General features: G+C 75.3%; 11 protein-coding genes and 1 pseudogene. 9 read left to right on the top strand and 3 right to left on the bottom strand.

Going from position 1 to position 14,663, the window contains the following annotated elements; genetic code table 11:
* Window positions 1-23 precede the first annotated feature (23 nt).
* A complete protein-coding gene (locus ACSU53_RS05180) occupies window positions 24-833 on the bottom strand; it encodes an IclR family transcriptional regulator (protein WP_437025023.1) in 810 nt (269 codons plus the stop codon).
* Between the two features lie 567 nt (window positions 834-1,400).
* Between ACSU53_RS05180 and allB the strand changes: the two genes are divergently transcribed.
* From allB to ACSU53_RS05165, 3 genes and pseudogenes are all read left to right on the top strand, one after another.
* On the top strand, window positions 1,401-2,741 hold the full coding sequence (allB, locus tag ACSU53_RS05175; protein ID WP_437025022.1) for an allantoinase AllB: 1,341 nt from the start codon (window positions 1,401-1,403) through the stop codon (window positions 2,739-2,741).
* Between the two features lie 39 nt (window positions 2,742-2,780).
* Entirely contained in the window at window positions 2,781-3,896 is a 1,116-nt protein-coding gene (gene alc / locus ACSU53_RS05170; RefSeq protein WP_437025020.1) for an allantoicase, read from the top strand.
* A 30-nt stretch (window positions 3,897-3,926) separates the two neighbouring features.
* Window positions 3,927-4,346, top strand: a pseudogene (locus tag ACSU53_RS05165) (dihydrofolate reductase family protein); the annotation flags it as partial.
* Between the two features lie 99 nt (window positions 4,347-4,445).
* Here the strand turns inward: ACSU53_RS05165 and ACSU53_RS05160 are convergent.
* The gene (locus ACSU53_RS05160) at window positions 4,446-4,646 is read right to left on the bottom strand and encodes a hypothetical protein (protein WP_437025019.1); all 201 of its coding nucleotides are present in this window, start codon (window positions 4,644-4,646) and stop codon (window positions 4,446-4,448) included.
* A 180-nt stretch (window positions 4,647-4,826) separates the two neighbouring features.
* Between ACSU53_RS05160 and ACSU53_RS05155 the strand changes: the two genes are divergently transcribed.
* Together ACSU53_RS05155 and ACSU53_RS05150 are read left to right on the top strand one after the other, a co-directional pair.
* Window positions 4,827-6,077, top strand: coding sequence for a histidine kinase (locus tag ACSU53_RS05155; RefSeq protein WP_437025017.1), 1,251 nt, complete (start codon window positions 4,827-4,829; stop codon window positions 6,075-6,077).
* A 163-nt stretch (window positions 6,078-6,240) separates the two neighbouring features.
* Window positions 6,241-6,918: a response regulator transcription factor gene (locus tag ACSU53_RS05150; protein ID WP_437025015.1), complete on the top strand. Its 678-nt coding sequence runs from the start codon at window positions 6,241-6,243 to the stop codon at window positions 6,916-6,918.
* Window positions 6,919-7,132: 214 nt separating this feature from the next.
* Here ACSU53_RS05150 and ACSU53_RS05145 read toward each other — a convergent pair whose 3' ends face one another.
* Window positions 7,133-8,155: a Gfo/Idh/MocA family protein gene (locus ACSU53_RS05145; RefSeq protein WP_437025013.1), complete on the bottom strand. Its 1,023-nt coding sequence runs from the start codon at window positions 8,153-8,155 to the stop codon at window positions 7,133-7,135.
* Window positions 8,156-8,271: 116 nt separating this feature from the next.
* Between ACSU53_RS05145 and ACSU53_RS05140 the strand changes: the two genes are divergently transcribed.
* The 4 genes from ACSU53_RS05140 (at window position 8,272) to ACSU53_RS05125 (ending at window position 14,214) form a co-directional block, all read left to right on the top strand.
* On the top strand, window positions 8,272-9,021 hold the full coding sequence (locus tag ACSU53_RS05140) for a GntR family transcriptional regulator (protein ID WP_437033031.1): 750 nt from the start codon (window positions 8,272-8,274) through the stop codon (window positions 9,019-9,021).
* A 217-nt stretch (window positions 9,022-9,238) separates the two neighbouring features.
* Window positions 9,239-10,387 (top strand): ROK family glucokinase, encoded by a 1,149-nt coding sequence (locus ACSU53_RS05135; RefSeq protein WP_437025011.1) that lies wholly within the window; start codon window positions 9,239-9,241, stop codon window positions 10,385-10,387.
* Window positions 10,384-10,962: a sugar kinase gene (locus ACSU53_RS05130; protein WP_437025009.1), complete on the top strand. Its 579-nt coding sequence runs from the start codon at window positions 10,384-10,386 to the stop codon at window positions 10,960-10,962. Before ACSU53_RS05135 ends, ACSU53_RS05130 begins: the two co-directional genes overlap by 4 nt.
* A 330-nt stretch (window positions 10,963-11,292) precedes the next feature.
* Complete coding sequence (locus ACSU53_RS05125) at window positions 11,293-14,214, top strand: DEAD/DEAH box helicase (protein WP_437025007.1); 2,922 nt, start codon at window positions 11,293-11,295, stop codon at window positions 14,212-14,214.
* Window positions 14,215-14,663: the final 449 nt, after the last annotated feature.

Below are 14,663 nucleotides of genomic sequence, written 5' to 3'. Positions count from 1 at the left end.
GCCCGCCGCCTCGGATGCCGCCGTCAGCCGGTGGTGGTGCCGCCCGCCGCGGTCAGGACCTCCGAGAGCTCCGCCGCCACCTGCTGCAGCACCGGCACGATCCGCTCCGTCGCCGACTCCGTGACGCGGCCGGCCGGCCCGGAGATGGAGATCGCCGCCGCGGTGGGGGAGTCGGGCACCGGCACGGCGAGGCAGCGCACGCCGATCTCCTGCTCGTTGTCGTCGATCGCGTACCCCTGGCGGCGCACGTCCTCGAGCGCCGCGAGGAAGCCCTCCGGCGTCGTGATGGTGCGCTCCGTCGCGGCCGGCATCCCGGTCCGGCCGAGCAGCGCCCGCACCTCCTCGGGCGGGAACCCGGCGAGCAGCGCCTTGCCCACACCGGTGGAGTGCGGCAGCACCCGCCGCCCGACCTCGGTGAACATCCGCATCGAGTGCTTCGACGGCACCTGCGCCACATAGACGACCTCGTCGCCGTCCAGCAGCGCCATGTTGGCCGTCTCGCCGGTGACCTCCACCAGGCGGGCCAGATGCGGGCGCGCCCACGTGCCCAGCAGCCGGGCCGCGGACTCGCCGAGCCGGATCAGCCGCGGACCGAGCGCGTAACGGCGGTTGGGCTGCTGGCGCACGTAACCGCACGCCACGAGGGTGCGCATCAGCCGGTGGATGGTCGGCAGGGGCAGGCCGCTGCTCGCGGACAGCTCGCTGAGGCCGACCTCGCCGCCCGCGTCCGCCATGCGTTCCAGCAGGTCGAAGGCCCGCTCGAGGGACTGGACGCCACCGCTGGGGGCGGACGGCCGGGCGGACTCGTGGGTGCTGGCGCTGGACGACGGCACGACGCGTTCCTTTCGGGGCGGACGGGCAGGCACGCGGGAAGCTAGAAGCCTACCCGGCGGCCGGACGGCCGCCCGCTCGTACGGAGGCACGTTCTGGGTGGTGGAAGTCTAATTCCGATGAGTGGAAACATCCAGAGTCGCGGATGCGGACGGCTCCGGTCGTCCGTGACTCTTGACGGTGAGCGGGCGGGAGTGAAGACTCCTTCAACAGAATGTTGAATCCGCCGTCGGTATCACGGCCGCCGGTATCCGGCCTTCGGTATGCGGCCTTCGACGTTCGGCAATCGGCAGGTGGCCGAGGAGCCGAGGAGCCGAGGGGCCGACGGACCGCCCCCGCCGGCCCGTGGGCGACCCGCGCGCCGACGTCGAACACGGGTCACGGCGGGCGCCCGTCGCCGGAGTCGGTGCCCGGCGCCGGTGCCCGGTGTCCGACGCCACGCGCCGGACACCGGGCCGCCGCCACCGGGCGCCGGATGCCGGATGCCGGGGGCGGCGTGCACGACGCCACCGAAGCACCACGGCCAGACCATCGCGGTAGCAGGGAATCGACCGAATCAGGGGGTCCGGGTGTCCGACACCGAACTGGTGCTGCGCTCGACGCGCGTCATCACACCGCAGGGCCGGCGTGCCGCCTCGGTCGCCGTCGCCGGCGGCACGATCACCGCCGTCCTGCCGCACGACGCCCCCGTCCCCCGGGGAGCGCGCCTGGAGGACGTCGGCGACGACGTCGTGCTGCCCGGCCTGGTCGACACCCACGTGCACGTCAACGACCCCGGCCGCACCGAGTGGGAGGGCTTCTGGACCGCCACCCGCGCCGCGGCGGCCGGCGGCATCACCACGCTCGTCGACATGCCCCTGAACTCCCTGCCGCCCACCACGACGGTGGACCACCTGCGGACCAAGCAGCGGGCCGCCGCCGGACAGGCGCACGTGGACGTCGGCTTCTGGGGCGGCGCGCTGCCGGACAACCTCAAGGACCTGCGCCCGCTCCACGAAGCGGGGGTGTTCGGCTTCAAGGCGTTCCTGTCACCCTCCGGGGTCGAGGAGTTCCCGCACCTCGACCAGGACGGGCTGGCCCGCGTCCTGGCCGAGATCGCCGCCTTCGACGGTCTGCTGATCGTGCACGCCGAGGACCCCCGCCACCTCGACGCCGCCCCGCCCTGCAGCGGTCCCCGGTACGCCGACTTCCTCGCCTCCCGCCCCAGGGACGCCGAGGACAGCGCGATCGCGCACCTCCTGGACCAGGCCCGCCGGTCCGGCACGCGCGTGCACATCCTGCACCTGTCCTCCGCGGACGCCCTCCCCCTGATCGCCGAGGCCCGGGCCGACGGGGTGCGCGTCACCGCCGAGACCTGCCCCCACTACCTGACCCTGACCGCGGAGGAGGTCCCGGACGGCGCCAGCGAGTTCAAGTGCTGCCCGCCCATCCGGGAGGCCGCCAACCAGGACCTGCTCTGGCAGGCCCTGGCGGACGGCACCGTGGACTGCGTGGTCACCGACCACTCCCCGTCCACCGCCGACCTGAAGACCGCCGACTTCGGCACCGCCTGGGGCGGCATCTCCGGTCTCCAGCTCAGTCTGTCCGCGGTCTGGACCGAGGCCCGCCGGCGCGGCCACGGCCTGGAGGACGTGGTCCGCTGGATGGCGGAGGGCACCTCCCGGCTGGCCGGCCTCGACGACCGCAAGGGCGCGATCGCCCCGGGCCGGGACGCCGACTTCGCCGTCCTCGACCCCGACGCGGCGTTCACCGTCGACCCGGCGGCACTCCAGCACCGCAACCGCGTGACCGCCTACGCGGGCCGGACCCTCCACGGCGTCGTCCGGTCCGCCTGGCTGCGCGGCCGGCGCATCACGGCCGACGGCGATTTCACCGCACCGGAAGGCCGCCTGCTCACCCGACACCCCTGACCCCGGCACCCGACTCCCGAAAGGCAGGACCCGATCCCCGTGACGGCGAATCTGAGCTTCACCGGCGACGCGCACCCCTACAGCGGCGGCGACCCGTACGCGGACTACCGCACGGCCGACCTCCCCTTCCGCAGGCTCACCGACCTCGCCGACCGGCGGCTCGGGGCCGGTGTCATCGCCGCCAACGACGAGTTCTTCGCCCAGCGCGAGAACCTGATCCGGCCGGAGCGCGCCGAGTTCGACCCCGAGCACTTCGGCCACAAGGGCAAGGTCATGGACGGCTGGGAGACCCGCCGACGCCGCGGCACCTCCGCCGACCACCCCTGGCCCGCGGACGACGACCACGACTGGGCGCTGATCCGGCTCGGCGTGCCCGGCATCGTCCGCGGCATCGTCGTGGACACCGCCCACTTCCGCGGCAACTATCCGCAGGCCGTGTCCGTGGAGGGCACCTCGGTGGGGGGCTCCCCGTCCCCCGAGGACCTGCTCTCCGACCACGTGAAGTGGACGACGCTCGTGCCGCGCACCCCGGTGGGCGGCCACGCGGCCAACGGCTTCACGGTCTCCGCCGAGCAGCGCTTCACCCACCTGCGCCTCAGGCAGTACCCCGACGGGGGCATCGCCCGGCTGCGGGTGCACGGCGAGGTCGTCCCGGACCCGGCCTGGCTGACGGCACTGGGCACCTTCGACGCCGTCGCCCTGGAGAACGGCGGCCGGGTCGAGGACGCCTCCGACCGCTTCTACTCGCCCGCCGACCACACCATCCAGCCCGGCCGCTCCCGCAAGATGGACGACGGCTGGGAGACCCGGCGCCGCCGCGACCAGGGGCACGACTGGATCCGCTACGCGCTGACCGGCCAGGTGGCGGTCCGCGCCCTGGAGATCGACACCGCCTACCTGCTCGGCAACAGCGCGGGCTGGGCCTCGGTGTCGGTCAAGGACGGCGACGACGGCGACTGGCGGGAGATCCTGCCCCGCACCCCGCTCCAGCCCGACACCAACCACCGTTTCGTCCTCCCGGACACCGCCGTCGGCACCCACGCGCGCGTGGACGTCTACCCCGACGGCGGCATCTCCCGCCTGCGCCTCTTCGGCTCCCTGACCGAGCAGGGCACGGCCGCCCTCACCGCCCGCCACCAGGAACTGGGCGGCTGACCGACGGCGACCGCGCGGACCGGACCGGACCGGCGTGAACGGCAGCCGGCGGACCCCGCCCACCCGATCGCGGGGCCGCTCAACACGCTGCCGAAGTACGTCGTCTCCAGCACCCTCACCGACCCGGACTGGTCCCCGACGACCGTGCTCACCGGTGAGCTCGTCGAGGAGGTGGCGGCGGTCAAGGAGCGCACCCAGGGGGAGCTTCAGGTGCACGGCAGCGCGGCCCTCGCCCGGTCGCTGTTCGCCCTCGACCTGGTCGACGCCCTGCACCTGGTCACCTTCCCCGTCGTGCTGGGCGCCGGGCGCCGTCTGTTCGAGGAGGGCTTCCTGCCGACCGCCTTCCGCCGCACCGGCGGCAGCGTCACCGGCACCGGCGTCTCCATCCAGACCTACGCCCCGGCCGGCCGCCCCGAGTACGGCGCGTTCGAGCTCCCGGAGGACGCCTGACCGGACCTGACCGGTCCGGACCGGCCCTGACCGGTCCGGACCGGTCAGGGCACCGGCTCCCGGCGGGCTCCCGGCCGGGAGCCGTTCAGCACGCCGCGGTCAGCCGGACGCCCGGCTCTCCGCGGCGGCGAACAGGGCACCGCCCAGCACCAGCAGGGCGATGCTCGCGTAGAGCTCGTGGCCGTCGAGGAAGCCGAGGCGCTGCACCACCCCCCAGCGCCAGTTGGTGAACTCGCTCACGAGACCGGCCAGCCCCTGCACCACGGCGAGAAAACCCAGGACCTCCAGCGTCTGCTTCATGCCGTCGACCCTCGCGCGGTCGCGCCCCCGCCCGGATCGGCCGGGGGACGGTCCCGGGGCGACGAAGGATCATGATCCGCGGCGGCCGGTGCGACGAAAGTCCGTGCCGCCGCGACTTCGGTATCCGATACCGCCCGGGAGGCGGCGCGCCGCCCGGCCCGCTGCGTAGATTTGTCGACCGTGACTGGTGACAAGGCGGCGCAGACCGCCCCGGTGTTCACGGGGCGCCGGTGGTTCTTCCCGTCCGCGCTCCTGCACGAACTCGACCCCGGCGCCGGCCCCTCCGGGCGCCGTCCCCGGCGCACCGTGCGGGACTGGATCGTCGACTTCGCGGCCTTCCTGCTGGCCGTGCTCGTGGGCCTGCTGGGCGCCGAGACGCTGATGCACAGCCACGACATCCCGCCCGCGCTGATCGCCGTCGACCAACTGCTCGGCGCGCTCTCCTGCGCCGCCGTCTGGCTGCGCCGCCGGTGGCCGCTGGGCCTCGCCGTCGCCATGGTCCCGGTCAGCTTCGTCTCCGAGACCTCCGGCGGGGCGGCCATGATCGCCCTGTTCAGCCTGGCCGTGCACCGGCCCTTCCGCTCCGTGGCCTGGGTGAGCGCCGCCCTGCTGGCGCTCGTCCCGCTGTACTTCTGGTGGCGCCCCGACCCGGACCTGCCCTACACCGCCTCGCTCGTCCTCCTCGTGGTGCTGACGGGCGCCGTCGTCGGCTGGGGCATGTTCGTCCGGTCCAAGCGGCAGCTCCTGCTGAGCCTGCGGGACCGGGCCCGGCGGGCGGAGACCGAGGCCCGGCTGCGCGCGGAACAGGCCCAGCAGCTGGCCCGGGAGGCCATCGCCCGCGAGATGCACGACGTCCTCGCGCACCGGCTGACGCTGCTGAGCGTGCACGCCGGCGCGCTGGAGTTCCGTCCCGACGCCCCGCGCGAGGAGATCGCGCGGGCGGCGGGCGTGATCCGGGAGAGCGCCCACGAGGCCCTGCAGGACCTGCGGGAGATCATCGGGGTGCTGCGGGCCGGGGAACAGGAGGAGGGCGGCCGGCCGCAGCCCACGCTCGCGGCACTGGACGCACTCGTGACCGAGTCCCGCCAGGCCGGGACGAAGGTCGTCCTGGCGCTCCACGTCCGCGAGAGCGACACCGTGCCGGCCGTCGTCGGCCGCACCGCCTACCGCATCGCCCAGGAGTGCCTGACGAACGCCCGCAAGCACGCCCCCGGCACCGAGGTCACGGTGACCGTCACCGGCGGCCCGGGGGAGGGGCTCACCGTGTCCGTCACCAATCCCCCTCCCGGCGACGACGTACCGCCCGTCCCCGGCGCCGGGCAGGGGCTGATCGGCCTGACCGAACGCGCGACGCTGGCCGGCGGCACCCTGGAGCACGGGCCCACCCCCGGCGGCGGGTTCGAGGTACGGGCCCGGCTGCCGTGGCCGTGACCACCGGCCGGCCGGTCACCGGCGCGGCCGGCCCGCGGCGGACGGGCGCCGGGGCCCGCCCCGGCGTGGCATGCGGCGGTCCGCGGCCCGCCGCACGCCTGTGCCGGTCCGGCCGGGGGCACCTCGTGTTCCGGCCCCGCCGCCCCGTGATTACGTACCGCCCATGACTGCGATCAGAGTGCTCCTGGTGGACGACGACCCGCTGGTACGGGCGGGGCTGTCCTTCATGCTGGGCGGCGCCGACGACATCGACATCGTCGGGGAGGCCGCCGACGGCCGGGAGGTGGCCGCCCTCGTCGACCGCACCCGGCCCGACGTCGTCCTGATGGACATCCGGATGCCGACGGTGGACGGCCTCGCCGCGACCGAGGAGCTGCGCAGCCGCTCCGAAGCCCCGCAGGTCGTCCTGCTCACCACCTTCCACGCCGACGAGCAGGTGCTGCGGGCGCTGCGCGCCGGGGCCGCCGGGTTCGTCCTCAAGGACACCCCGCCCGCCGAGATCGTCGCCGCCGTGCGCCGCGTCGCGGCCGGTGAGCCCGTGCTGTCGCCCGCGGTCACCCGGCAGCTGATGGCCCACGCGGCCGGGACCGCCGCCGACACCCGCCGCGACCGGGCCCGCGACCGGATGGCGGTCCTCAACGAGCGGGAGCGCGAGGTCGCCGTCGCCGTCGGCCGGGGCCTCGCCAACGCGGAGATCGCGGCGGAGCTGTACATGAGCGTGGCCACCGTCAAGACCCACGTCTCCCGCATCCTGGCCAAGCTGGACCTGAACAACCGGGTGCAGATCGCCCTGCTGGCCTACGACGCGGACCTGCCGGAGGACCCGCCCCGGCGGTCGTAGCACCCGCCCGCCGGACCACCGGATCGCGGACCGCCGGACCGCCGGACCGCCGGACCCTCGGCCCTCGCTTCGCTTCACCACCGACCCTCGCTCCGCTCCCCCCTCCGACCGACCGCCGCGGGGGCGGGCCGGTCCGGCGGGCCAGGCCGGCGGGCCGGGACGGGCGCGGCCGGGGCCGCCGCCCCGCCCCGGCCGGGGACGGCCGTCCCCGGCCTCAGCCGAAGGCCGCCTCCGCCCCGCCGGGGATCTCCGCCGGCCGGACCGCCCGGCGCTCCCGCCGGGACAGCTCGCACGCCTCCGCGATGCGCAGCGCCTGAAGGGCCTCCCGTCCGTCGCAGGGGTTGGCCCGCTCACCGCGCACCACCTCCACGAAGGCGATCAGTTCCGCCTCGTAGGCCGGGGCGAACCGCTCCAGGAACCCGGTCCACGGCTTGTCCGCGGCCGGGGGCCCGGTCGGCTCCGTGGACGCGATCGGCGTGCGGTCGTCCAGCCCCACCACGATCTGGTCCCGCTCCCCGGCCAGCTCCATCCGCACGTCGTACCCGGCACCGTTCATGCGCGTCGCCGTGACGGCGGCCAGGGTGCCGTCGTCGAGGGTGAGGAGCACCGCCCCGGTGTCGACGTCGCCCGCCTCCCGGAACACCGCGGGCCCGGCGTCCGACCCGGCCGCGTAGACGTCGACGACCTCCCGGCCGGTCACCCAGCGCAGGACGTCGAAGTCGTGGATCAGCGTGTCCCGGTACAGGCCGCCGGACTGCGCCAGGTACCCGGCGGGCGGCGGCTCCGCGTCGCTGGTCATCGCCCGCACCGTGTGCAGGCGGCCGAGCCGTCCGGACCGCACGGCCTCGCGCGCGCCGGTGTAGCCCGCGTCGAACCGGCGCTGGAACCCCATCTGCAGGACCGTCCCCGCCGACTCCACCTCCGCGATGGCCTGTAACGTCCCCGCCAGGTCCAGGGCGATGGGCTTCTCGCAGAACACCGGCAGGCCCGCGCGGGCCGCCCGGCCGATCAGTTCGGCGTGGGCCGGCGTGGCGGTCGTGATCACCACGGCGTCCACGCCCCAGGTGTAGATTTCGTCCACCCCGGGCGCCGCCGTCTCCCCGAGCCGGTGCGCGAGCGCCTGCGCGCGCGCCGGGTCGGCATCCGTGAGGATCAGCGAGCCGACGTCGCGGTGCCTGCTGAGCGTGTGGGCGTGAATGGTGCCGATGCGGCCTGTACCGATGACCCCGATGCGCATGGAATCAAGGTGCGGCCCCCGACCCTCCCTGTCAATCCGTATGTCCGGACAACCGAACTACACTACTTCCCGTCAACCACCAGCGGGGCTACGCTCGGGCCGTGCCGAAACCAGGAGTGGACCCGACCGGCCGGCTGGAGCTGCGCGTCGACCGCAGTTCCCCCGTCCCGTTGTACTTCCAGCTGTCCCAGCAGCTCGAAGCGGCCATCGAGCACGGCGCACTGACCCCGGGCAGCCTGCTGGGCAACGAGATCGAGCTGGCGGCACGGCTGGGGCTGTCCCGGCCCACCGTCCGCCAGGCCATCCAGTCCCTGGTCGACAAGGGGCTCCTGGTGCGGCGCCGGGGCGTGGGCACCCAGGTGGTGCACAGCCAGGTCAAGCGCCCGCTCGAACTGAGCAGCCTCTACGACGACTTGGAGGCCGCGGGGCAGCGCCCGGCGACCCGGGTCCTGGTCAACACGGTGGTGACGGCCTCCGCCGAGATCGCCGCCGCGCTGGGTGTGCCCGAGGCGGTCGACGTGCACCGCGTCGAACGGCTCCGGCTGGCGCACGGCGAACCGATGGCGTACCTGTGCAACTACCTGCCCTGCGGCCTTCTCGACCTGGACACCGGGCAGTTGGAGGCGACGGGGCTCTACCGTCTGATGCGGGCGGCCGGCATCACCCTGCACAGCGCCCGTCAGACCATCGGGGCCCGCGCCGCCACCGCCACCGAGGCCGAGCGGCTCGGTGAGGAGACCGGCGACCCGCTGCTCACCATGCAGCGCGTCACCTTCGACGACACCGGCCGCGCGGTCGAGTACGGCACCCACACCTACCGGCCCGACCGCTACTCCTTCGAGTTCCAGCTGCTCGTCCGGTCCTGACCCCCGGGCCGCCGCACCCTGTCGGCCCGGCGCCCGGCGGCGAGCGGTCATATTGTCCGGACAAGGGGGTGTGAGGCCCCGCGGCGCGCTCCGGGCGGGGTCCCGTGACGCTCCGTACCGCACCGGGCAACCGACGGTCCGCGGCGGAAAATGATCCGCACCACCCTGACCTTTCGCGTACCGCAATCGGGCCACGCGTGCGGCAGAATCGCACCCGATGAGCACCTACCGCGACCTCACCGCCCCCATCGGCTCCCGCCGTGCCCCGGTCCTGAGAACCGTCGGCACCCGGGAGCGACGCTCACACCTGTCGGCGCCCCGGGTGCCGACCGTGGGCATCGACATCGGCGGCACGAAAGTCATGGCGGGTGTCGTCGACGCCGACGGCAACATCCTGGAGAAGCTGCGCACGGAGACGCCGGACAAGTCCAAGAGCCCCAAAGTGGTCGAGGACACCATCGTGGAACTGGTGCTGGACCTGTCCGACCGGCACGACGTGCACGCCGTCGGCATCGGCGCGGCCGGCTGGGTCGACGCCGACCGCAACCGGGTGCTCTTCGCCCCCCACCTGTCCTGGCGCAACGAGCCGCTCAGAGACCGCCTCGCCGGCCGTCTCGCCGTCCCCGTCCTGGTCGACAACGACGCCAACTCCGCCGCCTGGGCCGAGTGGCGCTTCGGCGCCGGGCGCGGCGAGGACCACCTCGTGATGATCACGCTGGGCACCGGCATCGGCGGTGCGATCCTGGAGGAGGGCCAGGTCAAGCGCGGCAAGTACGGCGTCGCCGGCGAGTTCGGGCACATGCAGGTCGTGCCCGGCGGCCACCGCTGCCCGTGCGGCAACCGCGGCTGCTGGGAGCAGTACAGCTCCGGCAACGCCCTGGTCCGCGAGGCGCGCGAACTGGCCGCCGCCGACTCGCCGGTCGCCTACGGGATCATCGAGCACGTCAAAGGGAACATCGCCGAGATCAGCGGTCCGATGATCACCGAGCTGGCCCGGGACGGCGACGCGATGTGCGTCGAGCTGCTCCAGGACATCGGCCAGTGGCTCGGCGTCGGCATCGCCAACCTCGCCGCCGCCCTCGACCCCTCCTGCTTCGTCGTCGGCGGCGGCGTCTCGGCCGCCGACGACCTGCTCATCGGCCCCGCGCGGGACGCCTTCAAGCGTCATCTCACCGGGCGCGGGTACCGTCCCGAGGCGCACATCGTCCGCGCCCAGCTCGGCCCCGAGGCCGGCATGGTCGGCGCCGCCGACCTCGCGCGCCTGGTCGCCCGCCGCTTCCGCCGCGCCAAGCGCCGCCGGGTCGAGCGGTACGAGCGCTACGAGCGGTACGTGGAGGCGCGCCGTACCGCGAAGGAGGCCATGTGACCGGCGACCTTCCCCTCCGGAGCGGTCCGCCCGGCAGGCCCCGGCCGCCCGAGGACCGGCGGCACATGATCCGTCGCCGGGCCCTCACCCTGCTCATCATCGTGCTGCTGATCGGCATCCCCGCCGGGTACCTGGTGGTCTCCGGCGCCCAGAGCCGTGCCAGCGGCAAGGACAAGGCGGCCAAGTACGCGGCCACCGGCCTGACCGAGGGCTGGCCGTCGAAGGTGCAGCGCCGCATCTACCAGGTGCCCATCCCGCACCCGGCGTCGTGGGTGGCGTACTACGAGACCAACAACTGGAAGACCAGCCGCCTCTACGTCGAGTTCGAGACCACCGACGCGGGGCTGAACACCTTCCTGACCAGCCTCGGCGCCACCGTGGACGACCTCGGCGAGGGCAAGATCCCGATCAACGAGCGGGACCGCGGGATCACCGGCTGGCGGTTCGACGGCCCCGGCGCCTGGTCGGGCCTCACCCGCGAGCGGAAGGACCCGGCGCCCTCGCACGACATCGTGGTCAACCGGTCCAAGCCCGGCCTGCCCCGGGTGTACGTCGTCGCGGAGACGGTGCCCTGATCCGCTGACGGACGGTCGAGCGGTCCCTGGGCCCCCACCTCCGGCCCGTGACCGGGGCTCCGGTCCGGCGGCGGCCCGAGCGGCCCGAGCGGCCCGGGCGGTCTGTGCGGCCCGGGCGGCCCGAACGACTCGAGCGGCCTGTGCGGCCGTCGCCGCAGCGGGCGGGCCGGGCCGTGGCCCGGCACCCCGCGCCCCGGCCCGGTGGCCGCCCGCCCCCGTTGTCGGACCCCGCCCGTAGAGTCGAGGACGGGTGAACCGGTACGCGGCCCACGTGCCGACAGGGCCCACGTGGAGGAGCGGGGCACACGAGGGCGGGAGGTGACAGGAGCGATGAGCGGCGACAGTGCACGGGCCGGCAGCAGGGCGAGGACCGGCACCGGGGCGACGGACGCCCCCGGGGGCGAGGCCCCGGTTCCGGTGCGGCTCGCGGCCGTCTTCCTGCCCGCGCCGGTGCCGCGCGAGGGCCGCGTCGCCTTCTGGGACCCGCACCTCACGCACGGCGCGGCCGGCCCGGAGGCAGCCGGCCCGGAGGGCGCCGACGCCACCGCCCTCACCGTCGTCCGCCCGCACGGCTCAGGCGTACGGCGTCGCACCGCACCCGCCCGCACCCTCCCCCTCGACGAGGCCCTGCCGCTGCTGGTCGCCGCGCGCCACGACCCCGCCGCCCACCCCGCCACCGCCTGCTGGGGCGCCGCCGCCCTGCACGCGCTGCGGCTCACCGCACGCGGGCGGCTCCTGCCCGGCCTCACCGCCGACGGCCACGACGCCTGGCGCGCGGGCCCCCTCGACCCGGACGACGTGGCCCACCTGCGCGCGGTGGCCGCCGCCCTGCCCCCGGAGGGACACGCCGTCCCGCTGCCCGGCCCCGGACCGATCCGGCTGCCCGGCCCGGAAGCCCTCGTCCGCGCCTTCCTGGACGCCGTGGCCGACCTCCTGCCCCGCTCCCCGGCGGCGGCCCACGCGTGCGGACCGGCGTTCGCCGCCCGGGAGCCCCGGCGCCTGCCCGATGCCCGCGACTGGGCCGCCGAGGTCGCCGCCGGGATGGACGCGGGCGTCCGCGTCTCGCTGCGCCTGGACCTGTCGGCGTACGACCTGTTCGACGGCTCCGGCGACACGGCGGGTGAGGGGGAGGGCCGCCGCGCCTCCCGGCACGCGGGCGCGGCGGTCGTGCAGGTGCACAGCCTGGCCGACCCGACCCTGGTCGCCGACGCGGCGTCCCTGTGGGCGGGCGAGGCCGAGGGCGCCTTCGGACCGCGGGCCCGGGTGGACGCCGCCCTCGCCGTCCGCCGCGCGGCCCGCGTCTGGCCGCCGCTGGACCGGCTGTCCGACCAGGACGTCCCCGACGTACTGGCCCTGTCCGAGGACGAGTTGACCGACCTGCTGGGAGTCGCCGCGACCCGGCTCGCCGCGGCCGGCGTCGCCGTGCACTGGCCCCGGGACCTCGCGCAGGACCTCACCGCCACCGCCGTCGTCCGCCCGGCCCCCGGCTCCGCGACCGATGGCAGCGCCTTCTTGGAGAGCGAACACCTGCTGACCTTCGGCTGGCAGGTCGCGCTGCGCGGCGACCCGCTCACCGAGGCCGAGATGGACGTCCTGGCCGAGGCCCACCGCCCGGTGGTGCGGCTGCGCGACCAGTGGGTGCTCGTCGACCCCGCCCTCGTCCGCAAGGCCCGCAAACGGGATCTGGGCCTGCTCGACCCGGTCGACGGGCTGTCCGTCGCCCTCACCGGCAGCGCCGAGGTCGACGGCGAGACCGTCGAGGCCGTCCCGGCCGGCGCGCTCGCCGTCCTCCGCGACCGCCTGACCGCGGGCGTCCGCCCCGCCGAACCACCCCCCGGCCTCGCCGCCACCCTGCGCGACTACCAACTGCGCGGCCTGGCCTGGCTGGAGCTCATGACCTCCCTCGGACTCGGCGGCTGCCTGGCCGACGACATGGGCCTGGGCAAGACCGTCACCCTCATCGCCCTCCACCTCGAGCGGGCCCGCCCCGAGCCGACGCTGGTCGTCTGCCCGGCCTCCCTGCTCGGCAACTGGCAGCGGGAGATCACCCGCTTCGCGCCGGGCGTCCCCGTACGCCGTTTCCACGGCCCCGACCGCAGCCTGGACGGCCTGGCCGGCGGCTTCGTCCTCACCACCTACGGCACCATGCGCTCGGCCGCCCCCGCCCTGGCCGAGCGGAGCTGGGGCATGGTCGTCGCCGACGAGGCCCAGCACGTCAAGAACCCGCACTCGGCCACCGCCAAGGCCCTGCGCACCATCCCGGCGCCCGCCCGCGTCGCCCTGACCGGCACCCCCGTCGAGAACAACCTCTCCGAACTGTGGGCCCTGCTCGACTGGACGACCCCCGGCCTCCTCGGCCCCCTGAAGTCCTTCCGCGCCCGGCACGCGCGCGCCGTGGAGAGCGGCGAGGACGACGAGGCCGCCCAGCGGCTGGCCCGCCTGGTGCGCCCCTTCCTGCTGCGGCGCAAGAAGTCCGACCCGGGCATCGTGCCCGAACTCCCGCCCAAGACCGAGACCGACCACCCCGTGCCCCTCACCCGCGAACAGGCCGCGCTGTACGAGGCGGTGGTGCGCGAGTCGATGCTCGCCATCGAGACCGCCCGGGGCATGGGGCGCCGCGGCCTGGTGCTGAAGCTGCTGACCTCGCTCAAACAGATCTGCGACCACCCGGCCCTGTACCTCAAGGAGGACCACGCGGCGGCGGACGACGGCCGGCTCGCCCAGCGCTCGGGCAAACTGGCCCTGCTGGACGAGCTGTTGGACACCGTCCTCGCCGAGGACGGCTCGGCCCTGGTGTTCACCCAGTACGTCGGGATGGCCCGTCTGATCACCACGCACCTCACCGGGCGCGCGGTGCCCGTCGAACTCCTCCACGGCGGTACGCCGGTGGCCGAGCGCGAGCGGATGGTGGACCGCTTCCAGAGCGGAGCCACCCCCGTCCTCGTCCTCTCGCTGAAGGCGGCCGGCACCGGCCTGAACCTCACCCGGGCGGGCCACGTCGTCCACGTCGACCGCTGGTGGAACCCGGCCGTCGAGGAACAGGCCACCGACCGCGCCTACCGCATCGGCCAGACCCAGCCCGTCCAGGTGCACCGCCTGGTCACGGAGGGCACGGTGGAGGACCGCATCGCCGAGATGCTGGAGGCCAAGCGCGCCCTCGCCGACGCGATCCTCGGCTCCGGGGAGTCCGCGCTGACCGAACTGACCGACCGTGAGCTGACCGATCTGGTCTCCCTGAGGAGGCCGTCATGACCCCGCCCTCCGCAGCCGACGCCCCCCGCCCGTCGGACCGGGCCCGCGAGGCCCTCCGGGCGGCCCGCGCGGCGATGCGGGCACGCGAGGAGGCGGGCTCGTTCCCCGACGCGGACGCCCCTGCCGACGTGGCCGGCGCGGCGGCGGACACCGGCGCCGTGGACCCGCCCTCCCCGGAGCCGGCCGGTCCCGCCCACCGGGCTGCGGAGGCCGCCGACTCGAGGGCTCCGGCCCCGGCCTCGAACACCGGTACGCCGGGCGCGGGGGGACCGCGCGGGCGGGAGGAGGACCGTCGGGAGCCCGGCCGGGCCACGGCCGCACACCCCGCGGCACACCCCGTCGGCAGCACCGCAGCGCCGGGGCCCGCCCGCGGCGACAGCCGGCCGGCGGACGTCGCCCGCGAGGCACTGCGCCGCGCCAGGAGTGCCCGGCGGACGGCCGGGCCGGGT

Source organism: Streptomyces sp. enrichment culture (genome assembly GCF_964273255.1).
Lineage (GTDB): Bacteria > Actinomycetota > Actinomycetes > Streptomycetales > Streptomycetaceae > Streptomyces.
This window is presented reverse-complemented; position numbering and strand designations above follow the sequence as displayed.

What these genes read in the sequence shown, in the direction of transcription:
- ACSU53_RS05145 (WP_437025013.1), bottom strand. Translation starts at nt 8,155, where the DNA reads ATGCGCATCGGGGTCATCGGTACAGGCCGCATCGGCACCATTCACGCC.
- ACSU53_RS05160 (WP_437025019.1), bottom strand. Translation starts at nt 4,646, where the DNA reads ATGAAGCAGACGCTGGAGGTCCTGGGTTTTCTCGCCGTGGTGCAGGGG.
- ACSU53_RS05150 (WP_437025015.1), top strand. Translation starts at nt 6,241, where the DNA reads ATGACTGCGATCAGAGTGCTCCTGGTGGACGACGACCCGCTGGTACGG.
- ACSU53_RS05125 (WP_437025007.1), top strand. Translation starts at nt 11,293, where the DNA reads ATGAGCGGCGACAGTGCACGGGCCGGCAGCAGGGCGAGGACCGGCACC.
- ACSU53_RS05135 (WP_437025011.1), top strand. Translation starts at nt 9,239, where the DNA reads ATGAGCACCTACCGCGACCTCACCGCCCCCATCGGCTCCCGCCGTGCC.